Below are 23,319 nucleotides of genomic sequence, written 5' to 3' on the forward strand. Positions count from 1 at the left end.
GGGATCAGGTGACGTCGTCGGTGTTGGTCCGCTTGCCACCGGCGGTGGTCGAGGGTTCGTCGTCGATCGTGGTCGGCGTGTAGTCGAACGGCGCGGCCTCGTCGTCGGCGAGCTGATCCCAGCCCTCGGTGCCACGGTCCTTGTCCAGCTTGCGGTCGTGGAAGCGAGCGATCTGGATGGACAGCTCCAGCAACACGATCAGCGCGGCGGACAGGCCGAGCATCGAGAACGGATCCGAACCGGGCGTCGCGAAGGCGGCGAAGACGAACACCACCATGATCAGGCCGCGGCGCCACTTCTTCAGCGTCTGGTACTTCAGGACGCCGACGCGGTTCAGCATCACCACGAGCAGCGGGAGCTCGAAACTGACGCCGAAGATCAGCAGCAGCGACAGGATGAACGAGATGTACTTGTCACCGGTGAGGGCGGTGATGAACTGGTCCCCACCGAAGTTCATCAGCAGCTCGAGAGCGTGCGGGATGAGCAGGTACGCGAGAACCGCACCGGCGGCGAAGAGCAGCGACGCGAAGAAGACGAAGGTGAGCGCGTACTTGCGCTCCTTCGAGTAAAGGCCGGGCGCGATGAACGCCCAGAACTGGTACAGCCACAGTGGAGCGAACAGCACCGCGCCCGCGGCGAGGCCGACCTTCAGCTGGATCATGAAGGCTTCGAACGGGACCGTCTGGAGCAGCTGACAGTGACCGTCCGGAGTGCCGCCGAGCCTGCGCTGGTACGGAATGCCGCAGTACGGGCCGGTCATGATGTCGCCGAGCGACGGGATCGGACCCACCCTGGTCTGGAACCAGATGAAGCCGATGATCCCGCCCGCGACGAGGGCGAGCAGCGCGAAGCCCAGGCGGCGCCGGAACTCGTAGATGTGCTCGATGAGCGTCATCGTGCCGTCGGGATTGGTCCGACGGCTGCGCTTGCGCCGCTTCGACCCGCGGCGTTCCTCACCTGAGGCGGAATCCGCCACTGAACAGTCCGTTCTCGTCAGAGTCCACCATGAGCGCGCCGTGGCTACGGCGCGCTCATCCGCGGACAGGCTCCGCTGGGCTGGCTAGAAGCTGCTTGCCGAGACCGCTCAGCTGGCGTTCTTCTGCGCCTGCTCGGCCGGAGCGGGCGTGGCAGGCGTGGCGGCCTGCTGCTTCTTGAGCTCGTCGAGCTGGCGCTGGAGGTCGGCGACCTGCTTGTCCTGCGCGGACGCGGCCGGCGCGGCGGGCGCGGGCGTGGTGGCCTGCGGCAGCTGCTTGGTCTCGACCTCTTCGGTCTCGGCGGCCTTGTCCTTGTCTCCGCCGGCCATGTCCTTGGTCTCGGCCTTGAAGATCTTCATGGACTTGCCGATGGACCGCGCGGCGTCCGGAAGCCTCTTGGCGCCGAACAGCAGAACAACGACGAGCACCAGGATGATGATGTGCCACGGCTGCAGCGCGTTCATCGTTTGCGGCCTCCTTCTCGAGTCTCTGGGTGAGATGTTACCGGTCTTCGAGCCCACGTCGTTGCGCGATCGCCACGCGGAGCGCGGCCGACCGGGCACGAAGGAGCCCTGTCCGTTTTCGGGTGTTCGTAGCCACCATGCTCATCGTATGGGTGAGCACGCGCAAGACTCTGCGTAATTTGATTAGCAGAACGAAGAGCAGGATCAGCCCGGCGACGGCCAGCACGATGCTCGGCAGGTACGACACGGCGTCACCCTACTGCTCGTAGGTTGACGTTAGGTGACGAGCCCGGGCCAGCGCGTCGGCGGCTCGTCGACGAACCGCCTCACCGAGTGTGGCGGGGCTCTCCACCTGCGCGTCCCCGCCCAGACCGAGGATGAGCCGGACCATCCACGATTCGTCGGCGTAGCGCATCCGGATCCGCAGCCGCCCGCCGTCGAGCTCGTCGAGCTCCTCGCAGGGGTAGTACTCGGCTACCCAGCGTGCGTCCGGGTCGAGGGCGAGAACGGCTTCCTGCTGATCGGGACGCGGCCGGAAAACACCATCGGAAATGTCAGTGGGCCGGGCGTGCGCGGGCGGCATCGCGGGTTCGTCGAGCGCGGTGAGCTCGTCGATGCGGTCGAGCCGGAACAGCCGGACGTCCTCGGCGCGGCGGCACCACGCTTCGAGGTAGCCGACAGCCTGGACGATGAGCAGGCGCATGGGGTCGACGGTGCGCTCGGTGATCTCGTCCTTCGAGGCGGTGTAGTACCGGATCCGCAACGCGCGCCTCGCGGTGAGAGCGGCCCGGACGGCTTCGCGGGTACTGGCGGTCTTCTTGCCCTCCCGCACTCCCCTGTCGACGACGATCCCCGACGGCTGGGCCTGTCCCGCGGCGGCCTCGATCTTCGCGATGGCGCGACGGACCGCGTCGGCGTCGACCACGCCGGGTGTCTCGGCCAAGGCCCGGAGCGCGACGAGCATGGCCGTCGCCTCTCCGCCGGTGAGCCGCAGCGGGCGGTTCATGCCGGCGTCGTGCGTGACGACGATCGTGTCGCCCTCGAAGGAGAGGTCGATCAGGTCACCGGGACCGTAGCCGGGCAGTCCGCACATCCACAGCAGTTCGAGGTCCTTGCGCAGCTGCTTGGGCGTGACGTCGAAGTCGTGGGCGGCGTCGGTGATCTTGATACCGGGCCGGGCGAGCAGGTACGGAACGAGCGCGAGCAGGCGCGGCATCCGTCCGGTGGCGCTCATCGGGCACCGCCCGCGTGCGCGACGGCTTCGAGACGGCTGAGGACCGACTTCGCGAGGACTTCGGGTTCCAGGACGAGGACGTCAGGGCCGTGCGCGGTGAGCCAGTCGGCGGCGGATTCGGGGTAGTACAGCTCGATCTCCACGAGGTCGCCTTCTTCTCCCCCGGCGTCACTGCGGCCGACCACGCGGCCCCGGCGACGGACCCCGGCGGCCCGGCCGTCGGCGACCCAGACGCTGGCGGTGGTCGGCGCGGACGGGTCCTCACTGCTGCTGGCGGAGACCATCTTCAGCAGGTTGATCCCGTCCGGGCGCTCGACGACGCCGAGAGCGCCGAAGGCGTCGACCTTCCCTGTCACCCGCGAGAGGCGGAAACACCGTGACGCGCCACGGTCCCTGTCATGCCCGACGACGTACCAGCGGCCTCGCCACGACACCACGCCCCAAGGTTCGAGGGTGCGGATCTTGCGCTCGGCCGAGCCACTGCGGCGGTACTCGAAGCGCACCGCCTGGCCGGCTTGGACGGCGGCCAGCAGCGGGCCGAACGCCGGTTCGGCGCGGACGCGCGGTTCGACGACGGTCGGGGCGTGGTCGTCGACCTCGACCCCGGCGGCGCGGAGCTTCACCAGCGCGCCTTGGGCTTCTCCCGTCAGCTCCGGCGAATCCCAGAGCCGGACGGCCAGACCGACCGCGGTCGCCTCGTCCGGCGCGAGGTCGATTTCGCCGAGTTCGTAGTCGCGGCGCGCGATGCGGTAGCCGTCGATTGCGTCGAAGGCGGAGTTGCGACCGGTCTCCAGCGGGATCCCGAGTTCGCGCAGTTCGGTCTTGTCGCGCTCGAACATGCGGAAGTAGGCCTCGTCGCTGGCCGCGTCGGCGTACCCGGGCACGATGCCCCGGATCCGCTCGGCGGTGAGGTACTGCCGCGTGGACAGGAGGGCCAGGACCAGGTTGACCAATCGTTCGGCGCGTGCGGTGGACACCCGGTTACCCTAGCCCGCGCCGTCGGACCCGATGGTGAGAGCCGCCGATCGCGCGTCGTAACGATCCCTGGCGGACTCGACCTCCTCGAACCTGGCCTCGGCCCAGTCCTTGATCCCGGCCACCAGTTGCCGGAGGCTCCGGCCGAGATCGGTCAGTTCGTAGTCGACGCGGACCGGTACGCACGCGGTGACGGTGCGGGTCAGCAGGCCGTCCCGTTCCAAGGTCCGCAGGGTCTGCGTGAGCATCTTCTGGCTGACGCCGGCGATCCGGCGCGAGAGGTCGCTGTAGCGCTGGGGCCCGTCGCCGAGGGCGACGAGGACGAGGCTGACCCACTTGCCCGACACCTCGTCGAGCAGCTTCCTTGCCGGGCAGGCCGCGAGATAGGCGTCGTAAGCCCGCTTCTCCTCGTCCCGCCGTTCCTGTGCCGTGCGCGTGACCACGATGCGCGTACCTCCGCGTGGGTTGGGCACCTCGAGGTGCGTACTTCCCGATGGAGAGTAACTCCCCATACGTTCGCCGGAGAACGACACCTTGGAGGAGAACGATGCGCGCAGTGGTGGTCCGCCGGTTCGGCGGCCCGGAGGTCCTGGAGTTCGCGGAGCACCCGACGCCCGTGCCGGGTATCGGCCGGGTCCGGGTGCGGGTGGCGGCGGCCGCGGTCAACCCGGTCGACGTCGCGACCAGGTCGGGTTTCCTGACCGAGGCGGGGATCATCCCGCCAAGGGACGTGCTCGGGATCGGCTGGGACGTGGCCGGGACCGTGGACGCGGTGGGTGACGGCGTCACGGGTTTCACCGTGGGCGACGCCGTCATCGGCTTGCGGGACAGGCCATCGGCCGCGCTCGGCACCTACGCCGAGTTCGTCGTCCTCGACGCGTCCGCGATCGCCGCCGCGCCACGGACGGCGTCCCTCGCCGAGGCCGCGACCCTGCCGCTGAACGGTCTCACCGCGGCGCAGGCGATCGATCTGCTCGACCTCCCGCCGGGAGCGACCGTCCTGGTGACCGGTGCGGCGGGCGCCGTCGGCGGCTACGCGGTCGCGTTGGCCAAGGCACACGGTTTTCGCGTGGTGGCTGTCGCCGGTTCCGCCGACGAAGCCTTGGTCCGGGGTTTCGGCGCGGAGGTTTTCCTGCCCCGCGGCGACTTTCTGGGCGATCGTGTGCGGGCGGCGGTCCCCGGCGGGGCGGACGCGGCGCTCGACACGGCGTTGCTCGGACTCGAAGCCTTGGACGCCGTCGCGAACCGCGGCCGGTTCGTGGTGTTCGCGGCCGGAGCGGCCCCGATTCCCCTGCGCGGCATCAGGGTCGAGCACGTCTGGATCCGCGCGGACGGCACCGCGCTGGCCGGGCTGGCGACCCTCGTCGACGACGGCGTGCTCGCGCTCCGGATCGCGGACACCTTGCCACTGAGCGAGGCGGTGAAAGCACACGAACGTCTGGCGGCGGGCGGACTGCGCGGGCGACTGGTCTTGACCAACGAATAAGTTGACGCTTAATTAAGCCTACGGTTATCTTCACCTCATGGACAACGACGTGACCCGGCTCGAACTCCGGCGCGAGTACCCGGACCCCATCGAAGACGTCTGGTCGGCACTCACCGAATCCGACCGCACGGCACGCTGGATCGGCCCGTGGACCGGGGAAGCCGGAGTCGGCAACACGATCGCGCTTTCGATGACCGCCGAGGAAGGCTCCGAACCGAGCCATGCCGTCATCCGCGAATGCGATCCGCCGAAACGCCTGGTCATGGACCTGCAGAACAAAGAGGAACCGACCTGGCGAGTGGAACTGACCCTGACCCCGCGGGGCGAAGGCACGGTGCTCGACTTCGTGCACCTGATGCCCAAGACCGACTGGGACACCTCGGACATCCTCAAGGGCTGGCACTTCTACCTCGACCGGCTCAGCGCCTCCCTGGTCGGCGAACCGGTGCCCGAGTGGGACGGCTACACGCCGCCTACTTTGGAGGCATGAACGATCGAGTACTGCTGATCACCGGCACCTCCCGCGGCCTCGGCGAAGCCACCGCACGCCGGGCCGCGGCCGCCGGGTTCCGGCTGGCGTTGCTCTCCCGCGACCGCGAGGCACTGCTCCCCCTCGTCGCCGAGTTCGGCGAGGATCGCGCCCTCGCGCTCGCGGTGGACGTCACCGACTGGGAGTCGCTGTCCGCCGCCGTCGAGACGACGAAGAAGACCTTCGGCGGCTTGGACGCGGTGTTCGCCAACGCGGGGCAAAGCGTCGTCGTGTCGTTCTTCGGCGACGGCGGCGCGGACCCCGAGCAGTGGCGGGACATGGTACTGACGAACGTCTACGGCACCGCCCTCACCGCGCGGGCGACCCTGCCGTCACTGGCGGAATCGAAGGGGCACCTCGTGCTCACCGGTTCTGTCGCCGGGCGTTACCACCGGCCGGGGAACCTCTACTCGGCGACGAAATGGGCGGTGACCGGACTGGCCGGATCCATCCGCGAGGAGGCCGTCGGCACCGGCGTCCGGGTCACCGTCGTGCAGCCGGGTCTCGTCGAAACCTCGATGATCCCCGAGGGTTCGGAGTCGAAGCCGAAACTCGAACCCGACGACATCGCGAGGGCGGTGCTCTACGCGCTGGAGCAGCCGCCCTCGGTCGACGTCAACGAGATCGTGGTCCGCCCGACCGGCCAGATCCGCTAGCGGGTCAGGGCAGCAGCGACTCGGCCAGCCGCCGCCAGTGCGGCATGGCCGTGTCGCCGGGCTCGACTCCGATGACCTGGACTCCGACGTGGTCGGCGCCGGCGTCGAGATGCCCGTGCAGTTTCGCGGTGACGGTGTCGAGATCGCCCCAGAACACGAGATCGTCGACGAGCCGGTCGCTTCCGCGGCCACCGTCGATGTCGGCTTCGGTGTAGCCGAGACGGAGGTACTTGGCGACGTTGTACTTCGAAGTCAGATATCCGTGCAGGTGTTCGCGCGCGATCTCTCGCGCCTTGCCCGGGTCGGTCTCGAACAGCACGGCGTGCTCGACACCGAGGAAGGCCTTCTCCCCCAGCACTTCCCTCGCCTGGGCGGTGTGCGACACCGTCACGTGATAGGTATGCGCGCCCTCGGAGCGGTCTCGGGCCAGTTCGAGCATCTTCGGTCCGTACGCGGCCAGCAGCCGCCGCATCGGCGCGGCGGGCAGCGGGTTCGCGCTGGTGACCGCGTCGAGTTCGTCGAGGTAGTCGTTCATCGCGTCCAGCGGCTTGACTCCGGCCTGAGCACCGCCGAAGCCGAGTCCGAGGACATGCCGGTCCGGATAGGCGTCGGCCAGCAACAGCGCCGCGCCGCGGGTCCAGCGCGCGCCACGCGATCCGATCCGCGCGATCCCGTTGACCACGGCGATCCGCTCGGTGGACGCGAGCAGGAATCCGGCGTGAGTCAGCGCTTCACGGCCGTCCCGCTCCGGGATCCAGATCGCGGGCCAGCCGAGTTCTTCCAGCTCCCGCACCGAATCCCGCAGCATGCTCGCGGGCTGGTCCTCGAAGTCGAACGTCCAGATCCCGAAACGCCCCAGTTCCATCTGTCTCTCCTCAGGTCGAGTCTTACATATCGAAGTATCGCAGATTCTCGATATGTTATTCCCGGCCGAGCTCAGATGGAGCGTCCCAGCAGGTCGACGAGCTGCGCGATCCGCTGTTCGTCACGCCGATAGTGCGTCCACTTCCCCACCCGGGTGGACTGGACGAGCCCGGCGCGCTGCAGCAAGGCCATGTACGCGGACACCGTGGACTGCGCGAGCCCCAGCTTCTCCTGGAGATGGCTGACGCAGACGCCGACCTCGTTCTGGTCGGCGATCGCCTTCTCCGGCGGGAAATGCCGGTCCGGTTCGCGCAGCCAGCCGAGCACCTGGAGCCGGATCGGGTTGGCAAGTGCCTTCAGCACCTCGACCAGGTGCTCGGTGGTCTCCGGAACGGGTTCTGCGTGTGCGGTCATGGTCCTTCGAGCTTAGGCGCTGTCGGATTTACCGGACAGCGCCTACACGCCGGAGAGGCGGGCCGCCCTGCCCTTCGCCCCGCTCGCCCAGCACGCGCCGTGAGCGCAGTCGACCGAGTCCAGTGACCCGGTGTCGAACGACTTCCAGTGCCGTCCGCCGTCCGGGCTCAGGTCACTCCCGCCGGGGCCGACGGCGATGACCGTGTTCCCCAGCCACGCCAGGCCCGACCGGTAGCCGACCGGGGCCTCCGTCGGCGTCCGCCAGGTGCGCCCCTTGTCCGCGCTCAGCGCGACAGCCGGTCCGGGAGCGTTCGGCGCCGCGTAATCGCCGCCGATGGCCACGCCGTGCCGCGGATCCCGGAACGTCACCGAGAAGACCCCGGCGGACGCGCCGCTGGGCAGCGGAGTGTCGGCGGCTTCCCACGTCTTCCCGCCGTCGCCGGAGTGCAGGACACGCGCGCGGGACCCGCCGCCGGTGGCGATCCAGGCGTCGCGCGGCCCCGCCGTGGTGATGCACTGGCCACTGGCGGCGAATCCGAACTCACCTTCGAGCGCGGGGACCATGCCCTCGGCGGGCACGGCCGTCCAGGTACGGCCGCCGTCCGAAGTGGACTGCAACCGGAACTTGCCGTCCACCGGATCGCTCATCGCGAGACCGCGCCGGTGGTCGAAGAACGCGACACAGTCGTAGAACGCGGCCGGGTCACTGTTCTGGAAGGACAGTCGCCAGCTTTTGCCACCGTTGTCGGTGCGGTAGATCCGGGACGCGTCGCCGGGACCGATCGACAGGGCGACCGCGTGATCGGCGTCGAACGCCTCGATGTCCCGGAAGTCGAGCGCCTCGGTGCCTGCCGGGGCGACCGGCTTCCAGGTGCGCCCCCGGTCGGTGGTGCGCAGGATGGTGCCCTTGCTGCCGCTGACCCACGCCGTGCGGGAATCCACCGCGGAGAGCCCGCGCAACTGCGCGTCCGTGCCCGTCGGGGTCTCGGTCCACGCGGGTTCAGGACAGTCCGGTGCGGCGTGCGCGACGCCGGTGAACGCCAGCGGGACAACCGCTCCCAGCACGACCAGCAACGCACGGCGCATCGGCGTACCTCTCCCTCGAAGATCCGTGAAGGCCACCTTAGAGGGCTCAGTGCCTTCCAAGATGGCCTTCACGGAGTAATTCAGAGCGAGGAGATGAGCCTTTCGACCCGTTCGTCCACCGAACGGAACGGGTCCTTGCACAGCACGGTCCGCTGCGCCTGGTCGTTCAGCTTGAGGTGCACCCAGTCCACGGTGAAGTCACGTCCGGCGGCCTGCGCGGCGGCGATGAAGTCACCGCGCAGCTTCGCCCGCGTGGTCTGCGGCGGGGTGTCCTTGGCCAGTTCGATCTCACCGTCGTCGGTCACCCGGCGCACGAGGCCCTTGCGCTGCAGCAGGTCGAAGATGCCGCGGCCACGCCGGATGTCGTGATAGGCCAGGTCGAGCTGGGCGATCCGCGGGCTCGACAGGTCGAGGTCGTGCTTGGCGCGGTAGCGCTCGACCAGTCGGTGCTTGATCGCCCAGTCGATCTCGGTGTCGATCTTGCTGAAGTCCTGCTGCTCCACCGCCTCCAGCGCCCGGCCCCAGAGCTCGACGACGCGCTCGGACTGCGGCGACGAACCGGTCTCCTTGACGTGCTGGACGGCCCGGGCGTGGTACTCGCGCTGGATGTCCAGCGCGGACGCCTCGCGGCCGCCGGCGAGCCGCACCTGGCGACGGCCGGTGAGGTCGTGGCTGATCTCGCGGATGGCCCTTATCGGGTTGTCCAGCGTGAAGTCGCGGAACTGGACGCCCGCCTCGATCATCTCCAGCACCAGGTTCGCCGACCCGACCTTGAGCATCGTGGTCGGTTCGGCCATGTTCGAGTCACCGACGATCACGTGCAGCCGCCGGTAACGCTCAGCATCGGCGTGCGGCTCGTCGCGGGTGTTGATGATCGGCCGCGAGCGCGTGGTGGCGCTGGAGACGCCTTCCCAGATGTGTTCCGCTCGTTGGGACAGGCAGTACACCGCGCCACGCGGCGTCTGCAGCACCTTGCCCGCGCCGCAGATCAGCTGCCGGGTGACCAGGAACGGCAGTAGCACGTCGGCGATCCGGGAGAACTCCCCGGCACGGGTCACGAGGTAGTTCTCGTGGCAGCCGTAGGAGTTGCCCGCCGAGTCGGTGTTGTTCTTGAACAGGAAGATGTCGCCGCCGATGCCCTCGTCCGCCAGCCGCCGCTCCGCGTCGACCAGGAGGTCCTCGAGGATCCGTTCCCCAGCCTTGTCATGCGTGACGAGCTGGACGAGGTCGTCGCACTCGGCCGTCGCGTACTCCGGGTGAGAGCCCACGTCAAGGTAGAGCCGCGAGCCGTTCGACAGGAAGACGTTCGAGGAACGCCCCCAGGACACGACACGCCGAAACAGGTAACGCGCCACTTCGTCCGGGGAGAGCCTGCGTTGCCCGTGAAAGGTGCACGTCACCCCGAACTCGGTCTCGATGCCAAAGATCCGCCGCTGCATCCCACCAGAGTAGGCGGTGAGGACCCACTGAAGGTGCGCCGTTCGGGCGTCGACACGCGGTCGGTACGTTGCATTCGGTGAAAGGTGTGCGGGAAGTCCCGATCGGGTATCACGCACATGACGTCCCGGCCCGGAAGTGGGGAACCCGTGTTAAAGCAGCTCAAGCGCCCTTTCCGCAAGGTCGGGCGGACCGACAGACGGTTGATGGCACGGAGCGCGGCGCTGCCGAGGACCAGGGCCGACGACGTGATCACGTCGCTCTCCAAAAGTGCCGACAAATCCAAGCTCTGGTGGTGTGTCGCGATCGCGCTCGCGGCGAAGAAGGGCCCGACACGCCGAGGCGCGCTCCGCGGCGTGGCCGCGATCGCCGGGGCGAGCGCCGCGGCGAACCTGATCGGCAAGCCACTGTTCCCCCGCCGCCGTCCCGCGGCCGAGGAGGTTCCGCTGCACCGGCGCCTTGTCCGGCGTCCGACCTCGTCGTCGTTCCCGTCCGGGCACTCGGCGTCGGCGGCCGCCTTCGTCACGGCCGTCGCGATGGAATCACCCAAGGCGGGCGCGGCCCTCGTGCCGCTGGCCGCCGCCGTCGCCTACTCGCGGGTCCACACCGGCGTCCACTGGCCCAGTGACGTCGGCGTCGGGATCGGCATCGGTGTCGGCGCGGGCTTGCTGACGCGCCACTGGTGGCCGCTGAACCCCGACGTCCCCGCCCGCACCGCGCACACCGCCGACGCACCCGAGATGCGCGACGGCGAGGACATGCTCGTCCTGGTCAACCCGCATTCGGGGATCGACGGCCAGGACCCGACCGAGGAAGCCCGCTTCGCCTGGCCCAAGGCCACCATCCTGTACCCGGACGCGAAGCGGGACCTGCGCGAACAGCTCTGCGACGAGATCGCCGCCCGGGACAACACGGTGCGCGCGCTCGGTGTGGCCGGCGGGGACGGGACGGTCGCCGCGGTGGCCGCCGTCGCGGCCGACCACGACCTGCCGCTCGCGCTCATCCCGGCCGGCACCCTCAATCACTTCGCCCGCGACGTCGGCATGCGCTCGATGCCCGACGCGGACGCCGCCACCGAAGCGGGCAACGCCGTCGGCGTCGACCTCGGCGAGGTCGAGATCAACGACGACGATGACCACCGCTACTTCGTCAACACCGCCAGCCTCGGCGGCTACCCGGAAATGGTGCGGATAAGGGAAAAGCTGCAAAAGCGGCATCCGAAGTGGCCGTCCGCGGCGATCGCGCTCGCCCGTACCCTCCGGCGCGCGAAACCGCTGGAAGTGACCCTCAACGGCAAGCACACCAGCATCTGGCTGCTGTTCGTCGGCAACGGCACCTACTCGCCCAAGGGGTTCGCGCCCTCGCACCGACCGGCGCTCGACACCGGTCTGCTCGACGTCCGCTACCTGCGGGCCGACATGCCCTACTCACGAGCGCGGTTCATCCTCGCGACGATCACGAACAGCCTCAACGCCAGTCACGTCTACCAGGAACTCGACGTCCCGGAGCTGCACGTCCGGCTGCTCAACGGCAACCGTCGCGTCGCCACCGACGGTGAGGTCGGACCGCTCGGGAACGACTTCCTGTTCCGGTCACGGCCCAGCGCGCTCACCATCTACCGGCTCTAGGACACGGCTCAGCCGTCCCTGCTCCGTGACGTCCCCAATGTGGCATTGGGGACGCTCAGTGCCCCCAATGCCACATTGGGGACGCTCAGTGGCTGAGTACGTGAAGGCCCCCTTCCTTGCGCCTGGCGTAAGGAAGGGGGCCTTCACGTACTGACGAGACTCAGTCCTTCTTGGACTCACCTTCGGCGTCGTCTTCCTTCGGCTCTTCCGGCTCGGCGGGCAGCAGCGCGTCGAGCGCCGCGCCGGCGACCCGACGGAACTTGCGGCCACGGCGCTCGCGCTCCAGGACGGCGACCTCGAGCTTCACCGGGTCCGAGTCGCCGTTGGCGGGCGCCGGGGTGTTGTCGCGCAACGCCTTCACCGCGACCCCGAGCGCGACGCCCAGGTCCATGTCCGCCTCGAAGCTCTCCTTCAGCTTCGTGGTGAGCGTGTCGGCCTGACCGCCCATCACGACGAACTTCGGCTCGTCGAAGATCGAACCGTCGTAGGTCAACCGGTACAGCTGATCCTCGGCCGCGGTCGCGCCGACCTCGGCGACGCAGACCTCGACCTCGAACGGCTTCAGCTGCTCGGTGAAGATGCTGCCGAGCGTCGCGGCGTACGCGTTCGCCAGCGCACGCGCGCTGACGTCCCGCCGGTCGTACTGGTAGCCCTTCAGGTCCGCGTGCCGGATGCCGGCGACACGGAGGTTTTCGAACTCGCTGTAGCGGCCGACGGCCGCGAAACCGATCCGGTCGTAGATCTCAGACACCTTGTGCAACGTCGCCGAAGGGTTCTCGGCCACGAACAGCACGCCACCGCGGTACTTGAGCACGACCACGCTCCGGCCACGCGCGATGCCCTTGCGCGCGATCTCGGAACGCTCCCGCATCAACTGCTCGGGAGAGGCGTACAACGGCATCGTCACTGTGGTGCTCCGCTCTTTCTGGCTCTCATCGGAAAGGGACAGGGAGGAGGACTAGCGCCCGCGCTCGGCTCGGGCGGCGACGACCGCTTCGGCCACCGCGGTCGTCTGCTCGAGCGGCAACGCCACCGCACCCTGCTCCGCGGTGACCGTCACGATCGTCGGGAAGATCCGGCGCACCAGATCCGGTCCGCCGGTCGCGGTGTCATCGTCCGCCGCGTCGTACAACGCCTCCACCGCCACCCGGATCGCGGCTTCGGCGTCCGCGTCCGGGTCGTGCAGCTTCTTCAGCGAGCCCTTCGCGAACAGCGAACCCGAGCCGATGGCGTGGTAGCCGGCGCTCTCCTCGTAGCGCCCGCCCGTCGCGTCGTACGAGACGATCCGGCCCGCGTGCTTCGCGTCCTCCGCGTCGAGGTCGTACCCGACGAACAGCGGCAGCACGGCGAGGCCGGCCATCGCCATCTCGAGGTTGGACTTCACCAGTCCGGCGAGTTTGTTCGTCTTGCCGTCGAGCGAGAGCGAAACACCCTCGATCTTCTCGTAGTGCGCCAGTTCGACCGCGTACAGCCGCACCATCTCGATCGCCAGCCCGGCCGAGCCCGCGATGCCCACCGCCGAGTACTCGTCGGTGACGTGAACCTTCTCCATGTCCCGCGAGGCGATCAGGTTGCCCGACGTCGCCCGCCGGTCACCGGCGATCAGCACCCCGCCCGCGAACTTGACCGCGACGATCGTCGTCCCGTGCGGCGCGTCCAGCCCGCCCGCGCCCGCGGCGACCCGCCGCTCCGGGAGCAGTTCGGGCGCCTGCGCCCGAAGGAAGTCCGAGAACGACGAGGTCGCCGACGAGAAGTACGCGGCGGGCAGCGCCGACTTACCCGAGGTGTGTTCCATACGTGCTCAAAGTTCCAATCTGTGTGATCCGCCGGCTCCGCACAGACGGCCACGGAGGGCCGCCGGAAGACGGTTACTCGCCGCCCTTTTGCACGTACGCGCGCACGAAGTCCTCGGCGTTCTCTTCGAGTACGTCGTCGATCTCGTCGAGGATCGTGTCGACGTCCTCACCGAGCTTCTCGCGCCGCTCCTGGCCCGCCGGACCGCCGCCCTCGAACTCTTCGTCCGAGTCGCCTCCGCCGTGCTTTTCGATCTTTTCCTGAGCCATCTCGCCTCCCGGTGTGGCCGATGTTTCCTAGCCTACCCAGCGGTCCCGACATTCCGTGGGATCCGTGATCGCTTAACCCCGATGAAAGGAAATACCGCTAGTCCGAACCGGTGAGCGCCTCCACCAGCTCCTCGGCGGTCGCGGAGTCGTCCAGCAACTTCCCCACGTGGGCCTTCGTGCCCCGCAACGGCTCCAACGTCGGAATCCGCACCAGCGATTCCCTGCCGACGTCGAAGATGACCGAATCCCAGGACGCCGCGGCGATGGAGTTGGCGTACTTCTCCAGCGTGCGGCCCCGGAAGTAGGCCCTGGTGTCGGAAGGCGGGGTGGTGACCGCCTCCAGCACCTCCTCCTCGGACACCAGGCGCTTCATCGAGCCCCTGGTGACGAGCCTGTTGTACAGGCCCTTGTCCAGCCGGACATCCGAGTACTGCAGGTCGACCAGCCGCAACCGCGGCGCGCCCCAGGCCAGCTGGTCCCGAGCGCGGTAGCCCTCGAGCAACCGCAGCTTCGCCGGCCAGTCCAGCCTGTCCGCGCATTCCTGGGGGTCCCGTGCCAGCGCGTCCAGGATCTCGCCCCAGACCCGCAGGACCTCCTTGGAGGCCTCGTCCGCGCCGGTGCGCTCCAGGTTCGCCGACGCGATCTCGTGATAGGCGAACTGGAGGTCCAGCCCGGTGTACTTCCGCCCGTTGGCCAGCGACACCTTCGCCTTCAGCGTGGGATCGTGGCTGATCTGGTGCACCGCGCGCACCGGCTCGTCCAGCTTCAGGTCGTCGAACCGGATGCCCGCCTCGATCAGGTCCAGCACCAGCGCCGTCGTCCCGACCTTGAGATACGTCGAGTACTCCGCGAGGTTGGCGTCACCGATGATGACGTGCAGCCGCCGGTACTTGTCCGCGTCGGCGTGCGGCTCGTCGCGCGTGTTGATGATGCCGCGCTTGAGTGTCGTCTCCAGGCCGACCTCGACCTCGATGTAGTCGGAGCGCTGCGAGAGCTGGAAGCCCGCTTCCTCGCTCTGCTGCCCGACGCCGACGCGGCCCGAACCGGTGACCACCTGGCGGGAGGCGAAGAACGGCGTCAGCCCCGCGATCACCGCGGTGAACGGCGTCGACCGCTGCATCAGGTAGTTCTCGTGCGTGCCGTAGCTCGCGCCCTTGCCGTCGACATTGTTCTTGTACAGCTGCAACGGCGGCTGGCCGGGAACGGTGGCGGCCTTGCGCGCCGCCTCCTCCATCACCCGCTCCCCCGCCTTGTCCCAGATGACCGCGTCGCGCGCGTTCGTCACCTCGGGCGCCGAGTACTCCGGGTGAGCGTGGTCGACGTACAGCCGCGCCCCGTTGGTCAAGATCACGTTCGCCGCGCCGAGGTCCTCGACGTCCGGGTCGTGGCCCGGGCCGCTCGGGCCGGTCAGGTCGAACCCACGGGCGTCGCGCAAGGGCGATTCCACCTCGTAGTCCCACCGTGCCCGCCTCGCTCGCGGGATGTCCGCCGCGGCCGCGTAGGCCAGCACGACCTGGGTCGAGGTAAGTACCGGGTTCGCCGTCGCGTCGCCCGGCACCGCGATGCCGTACTCGACTTCGGTTCCCATGATCCGCCGCATACCCACCACCCTACGGGGTCGGAGGCGTGCGACGATGCCCCCCATGTCAGGCAGTGACGAACTCGTTGCGCTCTATGACCTCGACGGAACCGTGGCGGGAGAGGCCACTCGCTCCCGGGTCCGCGCCGAAGGCCTCTGGCACGCGGCGGGCGTGGTGTTGGTCCGTTCGGGTGACGGAAACCGCGTCTACGTGCATCTCCGTACCGCCACCAAGGACGTCTATCCCTCCACATGGGACTGCTGGGCGGGCGGGATCGTCGCCGCGGGCGAGACACCGGAGGAGTGCGCCCGCCGCGAACTGGCTGAAGAACTGGGTGTTCACGGGGTGGAACTGCGGCCGCTGTTCGTCCACGTCACCGACGACGATCTGATCCGCTGCCACAACTTCGCCTACGAAACGCGATGGGACGGCCCTTTCGTCCATCAGCCGTCCGAAGTGGTCGAAGGACGGTGGCTGACGTTGCCCGAGTTGCGTTCGTGGCTCGACGATCCGGAAAGCCGGTTCATCCCGGACGGACGTCTCGGCGCGCTGGAGTGGTTCCGGCGGGAAGACTTACAGGACAGCGCCTAGGCCGAACGGAGGCGCTGCGCGACGATCGGCAGCAGCCGCTTCGCCGCGTCCGTCGCCCGTGCCTCGGTTCCGGCGGTCACGCTGAGGGCGGAGACGAGTTTCCCCTTGGCGAGCAACACCGTGCACGTGGTGCCTTCACACCAGGCGCGCTGGACTTCGATGCCTGCCTGCTTCGTCAGCGTGAGCTTCTTGCCTTCGCAGTCCGCCTGGGCGACGACGTCCGAGGCGTCGCGATCAGGGTACTCCGTGACCTGATGCTCCAGCGTCGAACCGCTCGGATACGACCACGCCGTCGAACGGCTCGCTCCGCGCGTCAGACCGGTCAGACAGCCGGACACCTTGCTCTCGCCCGGGACGACCTCTTCCTCGGCGACGTCCTCGTCGGTCAGCAGCGCGGCGGAAACGGCGGCGGGGACCGGAGCCCGGGTCGACGGCGGCGGGACCGGGGCGGCCTGCGGCTTCACCGACGGCTGCACGGGTTCGACCGTGGGCGTCGGTGTCGGGTCGTCGTAGTAGGTGTCGAGGTCGTTGGGCCGGTCGGCACAGCCCGACAGACCGAACAGCGCGACCGTCGCCACCGCGAGCACCTGCCGATGACGCACCCTCGAGCCTCCCCCGGATGTCCCGCCTGATGTTTGCCGCGAGACTAGTCCAGCCCCTCAGTGCCAGCCGAGGCAGGACCTGTGCCGCCAGTAGGCGACCGGTTCTTCGGCGAGCGCGGCCAGTTCCGAGAGTTCGTCGGCGGTCGGCTTCGCCTTGGCGGCAACGAGATTCTCCGCGAGCTGGGCCGTGCTCGACGGGCCGATGACCACGACCGGCCGCCAGTCCTGGGCCAGGACGGCCGCGATCGCCACCGCGTCCGGGCCGGCCTCGTGCTCCCGCGCGATCCGCGCGAGCACCGGCGGTGGCTCGACCACCAGCCGCCCGTTCGCGACGGTTTCCTTGACCAGTACCTGTTTCCCGGCGGCACGCGCCTCCGCGAGCGCCGGGCCGACGGAGGGTTCCAGCAGGTTCCACGTCGACTGAACGGCGCTGAAGACCGGCGTTCCGGCCACTTCCAGCTCGAACGCGCGGCGGACGGCGTCGGCCTGTGCCGGACCGGACGTGGAGAAGCCGACGGGGACACCGTCGGCGGCGAGTTCGGCCAGCGCCCCGATCAGCCGCTCGTCGGTGAACAGCGGACTGTCCACAGTGAGCGAGTGGACCTGGTAGAGCGATACGGCTTTCCCCAGCAGACCAACGGTTTCCGCCCACTGCTCGGCGAAGCGCGCCGCCGTGTGTTCCTTGACCTCGTGGACCTCCGCGTCGAGTTTCCACTCGCCGACGTAGCGGTAGCCCCATTTACTCGACACCGTCACGTCGCGGTGGGCGCGATCGGCGAGCCAGCCGGCGAGGAACTCCTCCGAAGAACCATACGAACGGGCGACGTCGATCCACCGGACGCCCGCGCGGTACGCGTCGTCCAGCACGTCATAGGTGGCCTCACGCATCGCCTCGAACTCGCGTCCGGGCGGAAGCGCGTCGACCCGGCCGAGGTTGATGTACGCGGGCCTGCCGAGCGCCGCCAGTCCGACGGCGATCCGCTCGCCGATCTCCGTGTCCGTCACCGGGCTCCTTCGTTCTTGTGGCGGAGGATCGCGAGCCACTGACTCGAGTTCTGCGCCTGCCGGTGGAGCTTCTCCAGCCGGGCCGCCGGGGCACGAACGTAACCCTTGCCGAACATCGGCGCGATCTGACGGAGGCTGGCACCCTCCTCCCTGGCTGCGAGCAGCGCCCAGTCGGACGCGTCGGCGCAGGCCGCGGAGGCGCGCCGCAACTCGCCCAGCAACTCGATGAGCTCGGGAGCGCTCACCTCCCCCGCCCGGACGGCGGCGGCCGTCGTTTCCAGCCACGCCAGGACATCGGCTTCGGTGATCGGCGCGCGCGGGCGCCCGGAGGATTCGCTCACAGCCTCGAAGTATAGGGCGTTATACGGTCGCCGACCGTGATCACCACGCCGGGCGTGGGTTCACCGATTTCCGGCAACCGTCCCGCCAGCCGCCGCATCGCGCCGTACGGGTCCCGCTTCAAGCCGGCGTCTTCGAGCAGTCCGAGCAGCGTTCCACCATGCCGCCCCGACGCGACGACTTCGCCCTTGACCGAGATCTCCACCGAACCGAGCCAGCCGCACGCGGCCACGAGTGGGCGCGGGATGGCGGCGATGGTCGAGCGGACGATTTCAACGGTTTCGATCCACATGTCGGGATCTTCGTCGTGGAAGCACGCGCGCCAGACGGCAGCGGGATCGTCGGTGTCCTTCAGGACTCCGGGATCGAGGGGGTCGAAGTCCCCGGCTCCGTTCGCGAGCGTCCCTTCCGCCAGGACACGCAGTACCCAGCGCTCACTGGCCCTTTCGTGTCCCGACATCCGCAACTCCCGGCCCGGAGCGGGCTTGAGGCGAGCGGGAAGCGCGGGATGCACCGGCCCGTCCGGGATCTCGGGTCCTCGCGCGGGCAGGAGCTCGGGCTTGTCCCCGACCCCGGGGACGGCCCCGGCGGCGAAGATCATGCCTTCCGTCAGGCTCCGCAGTCCGCCCTGTCCGAGCAGCCAGGCCGCCGGATCGGACGACACGGCGAGTTCGTCGGCCCATGCGCCGGTCGCACCCGTGACCGCGAGCGCCCCGCCACGGTCCAGTTCGACCTCCCACTGAGCGCTTCCCATCCGGCCCAGCGCGGACAGCGGCGCCACCGGCACAGCCGCCGTGCGCCGCTCGATTCCTGTCCCCATGCACGGAACCTACTGGAGGCGTCGGACACATCGTCCGAAAACCGCTGGAGCGCAAGGTGGATTCCAGATTCACTGGGCCTGAAGTTGAGAACTCAGGAGAAGGACAATTGGGACGTTTCGGTATCGCGATCCGATTCGCGGCACTCGCGGTCGTATGGGGCGCGAGTTTTCTGTTCATCAAAATCGGCCTCACCGGTTTGTCACCGGCCCAGGTCGCGCTTTCCCGGGTCGTCCTCGGCGCCGTGGCGCTGATCGCCATCGCTGCCTGGCGTCGCAAGCCACTTCCCCGCGACCCGGCCGTCTGGGGCCATCTCGCGGTCGTTTCCGTTCTGCTGTGCGTCATCCCGTTCCTGCTCTTCTCCTGGGCAGAGCAGTACATCTCCTCCGGGCTCGCCAGCATCTTCAACGCGACGACCCCGCTCATCACGATGCTCATCGCCGCGGCCGCCCTGCCGTCCGAGCGGTTCACGAAGGCCCGCACGACCGGCCTGATCCTCGGATTCCTCGGCGTGCTGACCATCGTCGGGGTCTGGCAAGGGATCGACGTCTCCCACGAGCTGACCGCGCAGCTGGCCTGCCTCGGGGCGACGACCTGCTACGGGATCTCGTTCGTGTACGTGCGACGGTTCATCTCCTGGCGCGACCTCGACCCGCCGACCATCGCGCTCGGGCAGGTCTGCTGCGGCGCCGTCGTGATGCTGGTGCTCGCGCCGTTCATCGCGACGACGCCGGTCCACCTCGACACATCGATCGTCCTCAGCATGATCGCGCTCGGAGCGCTGGGCACTGGGCTCGCGTACGCCTGGAACGCGTCGATTATCGCGGCGTGGGGCGCGTCGAACGCGTCGGCGGTGACCTACCTCACACCCGTGGTCGGCGTGCTGCTCGGCGTGCTGGTCCTCGACGAACCGCTGGCGTGGAACCAGCCTGTCGGCGCGCTGCTCGTGGTCTTCGGGATCCTGGCCGCGCACGGGCGGCTGAGCCCGCGCAAGAAGCTGAAGGACGCCGTACCCGCATAAGACGTGACGAAGGGGCCCTTCACCACATGGGATGTGGTGAAGGGCCCCTTCGGACCGCGTTACAGGTACTGACCGGTGTTCGTGGCGGTGTCTATCGCCCGCCCCGAATCCTGGTTCTTGCCGGTGACGAGCGTGCGGATGTAGACGATCCGCTCGCCCTTCTTGCCGGAGATCCGGGCCCAGTCGTCCGGGTTGGTGGTGTTGGGCAGGTCCTCGTTCTCCGCGAACTCGTCGACGATCGCGTCCAGCAGGTGCTGCACGCGCAGGCCGGGCTGCTTGGTCTCCAGCACGGACTTGATGGCCGACTTCTTCGCCCGGTCCACGATGTTCTGGATCATCGCGCCCGAGTTGAAGTCACGGAAGTACAGGACTTCCTTGTCACCGTTGGCGTAGGTGACCTCGAGGAACCTGTTCTCGTCCGTCTCCTCGTACATCCGCTCGACCGTGTGCTGGATCATCGCGTCGAACGTCGCCCGCACATCGCCGCCGAACTCGGCGAGGTCGTCCGAATGGATCGGCAGACCGTCGGACAGGTACTTGGAGAAGATGTCCTTCGCGCCTTCGGCGTCCGGACGCTCGATCTTGATCTTGACGTCGAGCCGGCCCGGCCGCAGGATCGCCGGGTCGATCATGTCCTCGCGGTTGGAGGCGCCGATGACGATGACGTTCTCCAGGCCCTCGACACCGTCGATCTCCGAAAGCAGCTGCGGGACGATCGTGGTCTCCACGTCGGAGGACACGCCCGAACCGCGGGTGCGGAAGATCGAGTCCATCTCGTCGAAGAACACGATCACCGGGGTGCCTTCGGAGGCCTTTTCCCGAGCCCGCTGGAAGATCAGGCGGATATGCCGCTCGGTCTCCCCGACGAACTTGTTCAGCAGCTCCGGACCCTTGATGTTCAGGAAGTAGGACTTCCCGTCCGCCGCGTCGCCGCGTGCTTCCGCGACCTTCTTGGCGAGCGAGTTGGCCACCGCCTTCGCGATGAGGGTCTTACCGCAGCCAGGAGGCCCGTAGAGCAGCACGCCCTTGGGCGGGCGCAGCTGGTACTCCTGGTAGAGATCCGCGTGCAGGAACGGAAGCTCGACGGCGTCGCGGATCTGCTCGATCTGCCGGGTGAGGCCACCGATGTCCTCGTAGCGGACGTCGGGCACCTCCTCCAGCACGAGATCCTCGACCTCCGCCTTCGGCACGCGCTCGTAGGCGTAACCGGCCTTCGAGTCCACCAGCAGGGAATCGCCCGGCTTGAGGGGCTGTTCGGCCAGCGGATCGGAGAGCAGGACGACCCGCTCCTCGTCCGCGTGCCCGACCACCAGCGCACGGGGGCTGCCGCCCTCGACGTCCGGTGCCAGCACCTCGCGCAGTGCGCAGACCTCGCCGATCCGCTCGAAGTCACCGCCTTCGACGACGGTGAGCGCCTCGTTGAGCCGCAACGCCTGTCCGCGCTGCAGTGACGAGACCTCGACCGCGGGTGAGACCGAAACCCGCATCTTGCGGCCCGCGGTGAACACGTCCACCGTGTTGTCCTCGTACGCGGTGACGAACACGCCGTAACCGCTCGGAGGCTGAGCCAGCCTGTCGACCTCCTCTCGCAACGCGAGCAACTGGCCACGCGCCTCGCGGAGCGTCTCGACCAGTTTCGTGTTGCGTTCCGTGAGTTGGCTCACTCGTTCCGACGCCTCGGCGAGTCGCTGCTCCAGGACTCGGTTCTGACGTGGCGAATCGGTGAGCTTCCGGCGCAGCAGGGCGACTTCCTCCTCGAGGAAGCGAATTTGACGTGCCTGCTCGTCGGACGTGGTTCCAGCTCCGGTCGTTTCTGAAGGGTCGGCCTCCTCGCGCCGACCTCCGGGAAGGTCATGATGCATTGGGCACCTCCTCGGAGTGCTTTTCATTCCACGGTACCGGCGATCACCGACAATAAAAGGCCTTTCCGCATCACAAGATCGGCGCGTCGCGTTCCGGACGACCTGACAGCACGTACCTTCGCGCCGCGCAAGGGGCCATCCCGGTGCCGGGTCCGGCACTCTGCTGGTCACATTCCGTCCACCTGTCCTGACCTGCGGCGGAATACCCGGCTCCGTCCGGGTGCAAACGGGATTCCGGTATCAGTTCGGCCCTAATCGAGCGGCGATCCGGCTCGGTGGCTAGCATCGGGCCGACGTTCGCCGGGGAGGCGGACCGGCAGGTCGTGTTGAGCATTTTCGCAGAACAGCTAGGGGGCAACAGCCATGACTTACCCGCCGCAACAGCCCGGCGGCTACGGACAGGATCCGTACGGCCAGCAGCAGGGCGGGTACCCGCAGAGCGGCCCCCAGCCGCAGCAGGGATACCCCGGTGGCGGCCAGTACGGCCAGCAGCAGCCCGGTCAGTACGGACAAGACCCGTACGGCCAGCAGCAGGGTGGCTACCCGCAGAGCGGCCCCCAGCCCCAGCAGGGATACCCCGGTGCCACGCAGCAGTTCGGCCAGGCGGATCCGTACGGGCAGCAGCAGGGCGGTTACAACGCCTACCCGCCGGAAGGCGGCGGTTACGGAGGCGAGCCGCCCAAGAAAAAGAAGACCGGCCTGATCGTCGGGATCGCGATCGGCGCGGTCGTGCTGGTCGGTGGCGGTGTCACCGCGCTGGTCATCGCGCTGAACTCGGGCGACGACAACCCGACCGCGGCACCGCCCGCCAGCTCGAGCAGCGCCGCTCCGACGGGCTCCGCTTCTTCGTCGTCGAAGCCGTCCACTTCCTCGACCCGGAGCAAGTCCAGCTCGCCGAGCACCTCGTCGACCCCCAAGGGCTCGGGGCCCGCCCCGCTCGGCAAGGCGACGCCGCAGGAAGTGGCGCAGGTGGTCATCGCCGCCTACAACGCCGGCGACGGGAAGACCGTCGCGCAGTCGGCTTGCCGCAGCGTGAACACGAAGGACGAAGTCCCCATCGCCAAGGACATCAAGATGGAGGCGACCGGCGAAATGCAGGTCACCGGGGACTCCGCCAAGCAGCCCGCGAAGGTCACCCAGGGCAGCAAGACCGACTCCGGCAACTTGAACTTCAAGAAGGAGTCCGACCTCTGGTGCTTCACCGGCGGCAAGAGCTGACCCGGAACCGGTGTCCAGCAGGCTGATCGCCGTTCTCGCCGGATGCGGCGCGGTCGTGGTCGGTGTCGTGGTGGGGCTGCTCCTGGTGGCCCCGTCCGGCTCCGAACCGGCCGCGCCGGACTCGGTGACGCCCACGTCATGGCCGAGTTCGTCCCGTCCGGTCCCGGTGGACCCGGACGTGGCGGCGGTCGAGGTCGTCGGCAAGGCGATCGCCGCGGCCATCGTCAATCACGACGCTACGGCGTTCGGCAAGCTCACCTGCGTCCAGCAGTCGTCGGCCGACCTGGCCGCGCTCAAGCGGAAGTGGGAGGCGGCGGGCAAGGTGTCCGCCACCATCCCGGATCCGCCGACGGTCGGCGGCGACTCCGCGACCGTGACCGTGCACGTCGAGGGCGCGGGCGGTCAGAAGGACACGCCCTTCCCGCTCAAGAAGCGCGACGGCAAGTGGTGTGTGCCGTGATTTCCGTCGAGCG

General features: G+C 68.7%; 27 protein-coding genes. 8 read left to right on the forward strand and 19 right to left on the reverse strand.

The features are described from left to right. Nucleotides 1-4 precede the first annotated feature (4 nt). The 6 genes from tatC to ACFWMR_RS06025 all read right to left on the reverse strand — a co-directional run bounded on the left by tatC (nucleotide 5) and on the right by ACFWMR_RS06025 (nucleotide 4,090). Nucleotides 5-976: a twin-arginine translocase subunit TatC gene (gene tatC, locus ACFWMR_RS06000; protein WP_093936080.1), complete on the reverse strand. Its 972-nt coding sequence runs from the start codon at nucleotides 974-976 to the stop codon at nucleotides 5-7. A gap of 108 nt (nucleotides 977-1,084) precedes the next feature. Continuing rightward, the gene (tatA, locus tag ACFWMR_RS06005) at nucleotides 1,085-1,438 is read right to left on the reverse strand and encodes a Sec-independent protein translocase subunit TatA (protein ID WP_093936081.1); all 354 of its coding nucleotides are present in this window, start codon (nucleotides 1,436-1,438) and stop codon (nucleotides 1,085-1,087) included. 37 nt (nucleotides 1,439-1,475) lie between these two features. Continuing rightward, entirely contained in the window at nucleotides 1,476-1,685 is a 210-nt protein-coding gene (locus tag ACFWMR_RS06010; RefSeq protein WP_093936082.1) for a bacteriophage holin, read from the reverse strand. Between the two features lie 9 nt (nucleotides 1,686-1,694). Then, nucleotides 1,695-2,672, reverse strand: coding sequence for a helix-turn-helix transcriptional regulator (locus ACFWMR_RS06015; RefSeq protein ID WP_378377372.1), 978 nt, complete (start codon nucleotides 2,670-2,672; stop codon nucleotides 1,695-1,697). Beyond that, nucleotides 2,669-3,649: a helix-turn-helix transcriptional regulator gene (locus ACFWMR_RS06020; protein ID WP_093936084.1), complete on the reverse strand. Its 981-nt coding sequence runs from the start codon at nucleotides 3,647-3,649 to the stop codon at nucleotides 2,669-2,671. The genes ACFWMR_RS06015 and ACFWMR_RS06020 overlap by 4 nt, the downstream gene beginning before the upstream one ends. Nucleotides 3,650-3,658: 9 nt before the next feature. Next, on the reverse strand, nucleotides 3,659-4,090 hold the full coding sequence (locus tag ACFWMR_RS06025) for a winged helix-turn-helix transcriptional regulator (RefSeq protein WP_093936085.1): 432 nt from the start codon (nucleotides 4,088-4,090) through the stop codon (nucleotides 3,659-3,661). Between the two features lie 104 nt (nucleotides 4,091-4,194). Between ACFWMR_RS06025 and ACFWMR_RS06030 the strand changes: the two genes are divergently transcribed. From ACFWMR_RS06030 to ACFWMR_RS06040, 3 genes are read left to right on the forward strand one after another with little or no spacing between them, the layout of a single operon-like run. Continuing rightward, on the forward strand, nucleotides 4,195-5,133 hold the full coding sequence (locus tag ACFWMR_RS06030; protein WP_378377375.1) for an NADP-dependent oxidoreductase: 939 nt from the start codon (nucleotides 4,195-4,197) through the stop codon (nucleotides 5,131-5,133). A 37-nt stretch (nucleotides 5,134-5,170) separates the two neighbouring features. Continuing rightward, the gene (locus ACFWMR_RS06035) at nucleotides 5,171-5,623 is read left to right on the forward strand and encodes an SRPBCC family protein (protein ID WP_378377377.1); all 453 of its coding nucleotides are present in this window, start codon (nucleotides 5,171-5,173) and stop codon (nucleotides 5,621-5,623) included. Beyond that, on the forward strand, nucleotides 5,620-6,318 hold the full coding sequence (locus tag ACFWMR_RS06040; RefSeq protein WP_378377379.1) for an SDR family oxidoreductase: 699 nt from the start codon (nucleotides 5,620-5,622) through the stop codon (nucleotides 6,316-6,318). Before ACFWMR_RS06035 ends, ACFWMR_RS06040 begins: the two co-directional genes overlap by 4 nt. A 4-nt stretch (nucleotides 6,319-6,322) precedes the next feature. Here the strand turns inward: ACFWMR_RS06040 and ACFWMR_RS06045 are convergent, their stop codons facing one another. The 4 genes from ACFWMR_RS06045 to pafA all read right to left on the reverse strand — a co-directional run bounded on the left by ACFWMR_RS06045 (nucleotide 6,323) and on the right by pafA (nucleotide 10,121). Next, nucleotides 6,323-7,183: a TIGR03620 family F420-dependent LLM class oxidoreductase gene (locus tag ACFWMR_RS06045; protein WP_378377381.1), complete on the reverse strand. Its 861-nt coding sequence runs from the start codon at nucleotides 7,181-7,183 to the stop codon at nucleotides 6,323-6,325. Between the two features lie 71 nt (nucleotides 7,184-7,254). Next, complete coding sequence (locus tag ACFWMR_RS06050) at nucleotides 7,255-7,596, reverse strand: ArsR/SmtB family transcription factor (RefSeq protein ID WP_093936090.1); 342 nt, start codon at nucleotides 7,594-7,596, stop codon at nucleotides 7,255-7,257. 42 nt (nucleotides 7,597-7,638) lie between these two features. Continuing rightward, nucleotides 7,639-8,682 carry a WD40/YVTN/BNR-like repeat-containing protein gene (locus ACFWMR_RS06055; protein WP_378377383.1) on the reverse strand — a complete coding sequence of 348 codons (1,044 nt, stop codon included), beginning with the start codon at nucleotides 8,680-8,682 and terminating at the stop codon, nucleotides 7,639-7,641. An 80-nt stretch (nucleotides 8,683-8,762) separates the two neighbouring features. Continuing rightward, the gene (gene pafA / locus ACFWMR_RS06060; protein ID WP_005150872.1) at nucleotides 8,763-10,121 is read right to left on the reverse strand and encodes a Pup--protein ligase; all 1,359 of its coding nucleotides are present in this window, start codon (nucleotides 10,119-10,121) and stop codon (nucleotides 8,763-8,765) included. Between the two features lie 147 nt (nucleotides 10,122-10,268). Here pafA and ACFWMR_RS06065 point away from each other — a divergent pair, with 147 nt between their 5' ends. Next, nucleotides 10,269-11,747 carry a bifunctional phosphatase PAP2/diacylglycerol kinase family protein gene (locus ACFWMR_RS06065; protein ID WP_093936092.1) on the forward strand — a complete coding sequence of 493 codons (1,479 nt, stop codon included), beginning with the start codon at nucleotides 10,269-10,271 and terminating at the stop codon, nucleotides 11,745-11,747. Nucleotides 11,748-11,907: 160 nt separating this feature from the next. Here ACFWMR_RS06065 and prcA read toward each other — a convergent pair whose 3' ends face one another. The 4 genes from prcA to dop form a co-directional block, all read right to left on the reverse strand. After that, the gene (gene prcA, locus ACFWMR_RS06070; RefSeq protein WP_378377385.1) at nucleotides 11,908-12,654 is read right to left on the reverse strand and encodes a proteasome subunit alpha; all 747 of its coding nucleotides are present in this window, start codon (nucleotides 12,652-12,654) and stop codon (nucleotides 11,908-11,910) included. A 51-nt stretch (nucleotides 12,655-12,705) separates the two neighbouring features. Continuing rightward, entirely contained in the window at nucleotides 12,706-13,542 is an 837-nt protein-coding gene (gene prcB / locus ACFWMR_RS06075; protein WP_093934024.1) for a proteasome subunit beta, read from the reverse strand. 73 nt (nucleotides 13,543-13,615) lie between these two features. Further along, the gene (locus tag ACFWMR_RS06080) at nucleotides 13,616-13,810 is read right to left on the reverse strand and encodes a ubiquitin-like protein Pup (RefSeq protein ID WP_005150863.1); all 195 of its coding nucleotides are present in this window, start codon (nucleotides 13,808-13,810) and stop codon (nucleotides 13,616-13,618) included. A 97-nt stretch (nucleotides 13,811-13,907) separates the two neighbouring features. After that, nucleotides 13,908-15,410 carry a depupylase/deamidase Dop gene (gene dop / locus ACFWMR_RS06085; protein WP_093934025.1) on the reverse strand — a complete coding sequence of 501 codons (1,503 nt, stop codon included), beginning with the start codon at nucleotides 15,408-15,410 and terminating at the stop codon, nucleotides 13,908-13,910. 43 nt (nucleotides 15,411-15,453) lie between these two features. Between dop and ACFWMR_RS06090 the strand changes: the two genes are divergently transcribed. Further along, nucleotides 15,454-15,981: an NUDIX domain-containing protein gene (locus ACFWMR_RS06090; RefSeq protein ID WP_093934026.1), complete on the forward strand. Its 528-nt coding sequence runs from the start codon at nucleotides 15,454-15,456 to the stop codon at nucleotides 15,979-15,981. Here the strand turns inward: ACFWMR_RS06090 and ACFWMR_RS06095 are convergent. From ACFWMR_RS06095 to ACFWMR_RS06110, 4 genes are read right to left on the reverse strand one after another with little or no spacing between them, the layout of a single operon-like run. Next, nucleotides 15,978-16,583: a hypothetical protein gene (locus ACFWMR_RS06095; protein ID WP_378276466.1), complete on the reverse strand. Its 606-nt coding sequence runs from the start codon at nucleotides 16,581-16,583 to the stop codon at nucleotides 15,978-15,980. The genes ACFWMR_RS06090 and ACFWMR_RS06095 overlap by 4 nt on opposite strands. Nucleotides 16,584-16,640: 57 nt before the next feature. Then, nucleotides 16,641-17,588, reverse strand: coding sequence for an aldo/keto reductase (locus tag ACFWMR_RS06100; protein ID WP_378377387.1), 948 nt, complete (start codon nucleotides 17,586-17,588; stop codon nucleotides 16,641-16,643). After that, entirely contained in the window at nucleotides 17,585-17,929 is a 345-nt protein-coding gene (locus ACFWMR_RS06105; protein ID WP_093934029.1) for a hypothetical protein, read from the reverse strand. The genes ACFWMR_RS06100 and ACFWMR_RS06105 overlap by 4 nt, the downstream gene beginning before the upstream one ends. After that, on the reverse strand, nucleotides 17,926-18,747 hold the full coding sequence (locus ACFWMR_RS06110; protein ID WP_378377389.1) for a hypothetical protein: 822 nt from the start codon (nucleotides 18,745-18,747) through the stop codon (nucleotides 17,926-17,928). The genes ACFWMR_RS06105 and ACFWMR_RS06110 overlap by 4 nt, the downstream gene beginning before the upstream one ends. A gap of 107 nt (nucleotides 18,748-18,854) precedes the next feature. Here ACFWMR_RS06110 and ACFWMR_RS06115 point away from each other — a divergent pair, with 107 nt between their 5' ends. Continuing rightward, nucleotides 18,855-19,766 carry a DMT family transporter gene (locus ACFWMR_RS06115; RefSeq protein ID WP_378377391.1) on the forward strand — a complete coding sequence of 304 codons (912 nt, stop codon included), beginning with the start codon at nucleotides 18,855-18,857 and terminating at the stop codon, nucleotides 19,764-19,766. Between the two features lie 59 nt (nucleotides 19,767-19,825). Here the strand turns inward: ACFWMR_RS06115 and arc are convergent, their stop codons facing one another. Next, nucleotides 19,826-21,628 (reverse strand): proteasome ATPase, encoded by a 1,803-nt coding sequence (gene arc, locus ACFWMR_RS06120; protein WP_005150834.1) that lies wholly within the window; start codon nucleotides 21,626-21,628, stop codon nucleotides 19,826-19,828. A 363-nt stretch (nucleotides 21,629-21,991) separates the two neighbouring features. Here arc and ACFWMR_RS06125 point away from each other — a divergent pair, with 363 nt between their 5' ends. Then, nucleotides 21,992-22,846: a hypothetical protein gene (locus tag ACFWMR_RS06125; protein WP_093934032.1), complete on the forward strand. Its 855-nt coding sequence runs from the start codon at nucleotides 21,992-21,994 to the stop codon at nucleotides 22,844-22,846. A gap of 10 nt (nucleotides 22,847-22,856) precedes the next feature. Continuing rightward, complete coding sequence (locus ACFWMR_RS06130) at nucleotides 22,857-23,306, forward strand: hypothetical protein (RefSeq protein ID WP_093934033.1); 450 nt, start codon at nucleotides 22,857-22,859, stop codon at nucleotides 23,304-23,306. The last annotated feature ends 13 nt before the right edge of the window (nucleotides 23,307-23,319 follow it).

It is taken from the genome of Amycolatopsis thailandensis (genome assembly GCF_042723255.1).
GTDB lineage: Bacteria > Actinomycetota > Actinomycetes > Mycobacteriales > Pseudonocardiaceae > Amycolatopsis > Amycolatopsis thailandensis.

Coding starts and splice junctions, on each gene's coding strand:
- ACFWMR_RS06040 (WP_378377379.1), top strand. CDS start 5,620: ATGAACGATCGAGTACTGCTGATCACCGGCACCTCCCGCGGCCTCGGC.
- ACFWMR_RS06055 (WP_378377383.1), bottom strand. CDS start 8,682: ATGCGCCGTGCGTTGCTGGTCGTGCTGGGAGCGGTTGTCCCGCTGGCG.
- pafA (WP_005150872.1), bottom strand. CDS start 10,121: ATGCAGCGGCGGATCTTTGGCATCGAGACCGAGTTCGGGGTGACGTGC.
- prcB (WP_093934024.1), bottom strand. CDS start 13,542: ATGGAACACACCTCGGGTAAGTCGGCGCTGCCCGCCGCGTACTTCTCG.
- ACFWMR_RS06110 (WP_378377389.1), bottom strand. CDS start 18,747: ATGGGGACAGGAATCGAGCGGCGCACGGCGGCTGTGCCGGTGGCGCCG.
- ACFWMR_RS06090 (WP_093934026.1), top strand. CDS start 15,454: ATGTCAGGCAGTGACGAACTCGTTGCGCTCTATGACCTCGACGGAACC.
- dop (WP_093934025.1), bottom strand. CDS start 15,410: ATGCGGCGGATCATGGGAACCGAAGTCGAGTACGGCATCGCGGTGCCG.
- ACFWMR_RS06015 (WP_378377372.1), bottom strand. CDS start 2,672: ATGAGCGCCACCGGACGGATGCCGCGCCTGCTCGCGCTCGTTCCGTAC.
- arc (WP_005150834.1), bottom strand. CDS start 21,628: ATGCATCATGACCTTCCCGGAGGTCGGCGCGAGGAGGCCGACCCTTCA.
- ACFWMR_RS06125 (WP_093934032.1), top strand. CDS start 21,992: ATGACTTACCCGCCGCAACAGCCCGGCGGCTACGGACAGGATCCGTAC.
- ACFWMR_RS06045 (WP_378377381.1), bottom strand. CDS start 7,183: ATGGAACTGGGGCGTTTCGGGATCTGGACGTTCGACTTCGAGGACCAG.
- ACFWMR_RS06050 (WP_093936090.1), bottom strand. CDS start 7,596: ATGACCGCACACGCAGAACCCGTTCCGGAGACCACCGAGCACCTGGTC.
- ACFWMR_RS06030 (WP_378377375.1), top strand. CDS start 4,195: ATGCGCGCAGTGGTGGTCCGCCGGTTCGGCGGCCCGGAGGTCCTGGAG.
- ACFWMR_RS06035 (WP_378377377.1), top strand. CDS start 5,171: ATGGACAACGACGTGACCCGGCTCGAACTCCGGCGCGAGTACCCGGAC.
- ACFWMR_RS06080 (WP_005150863.1), bottom strand. CDS start 13,810: ATGGCTCAGGAAAAGATCGAAAAGCACGGCGGAGGCGACTCGGACGAA.
- tatA (WP_093936081.1), bottom strand. CDS start 1,438: ATGAACGCGCTGCAGCCGTGGCACATCATCATCCTGGTGCTCGTCGTT.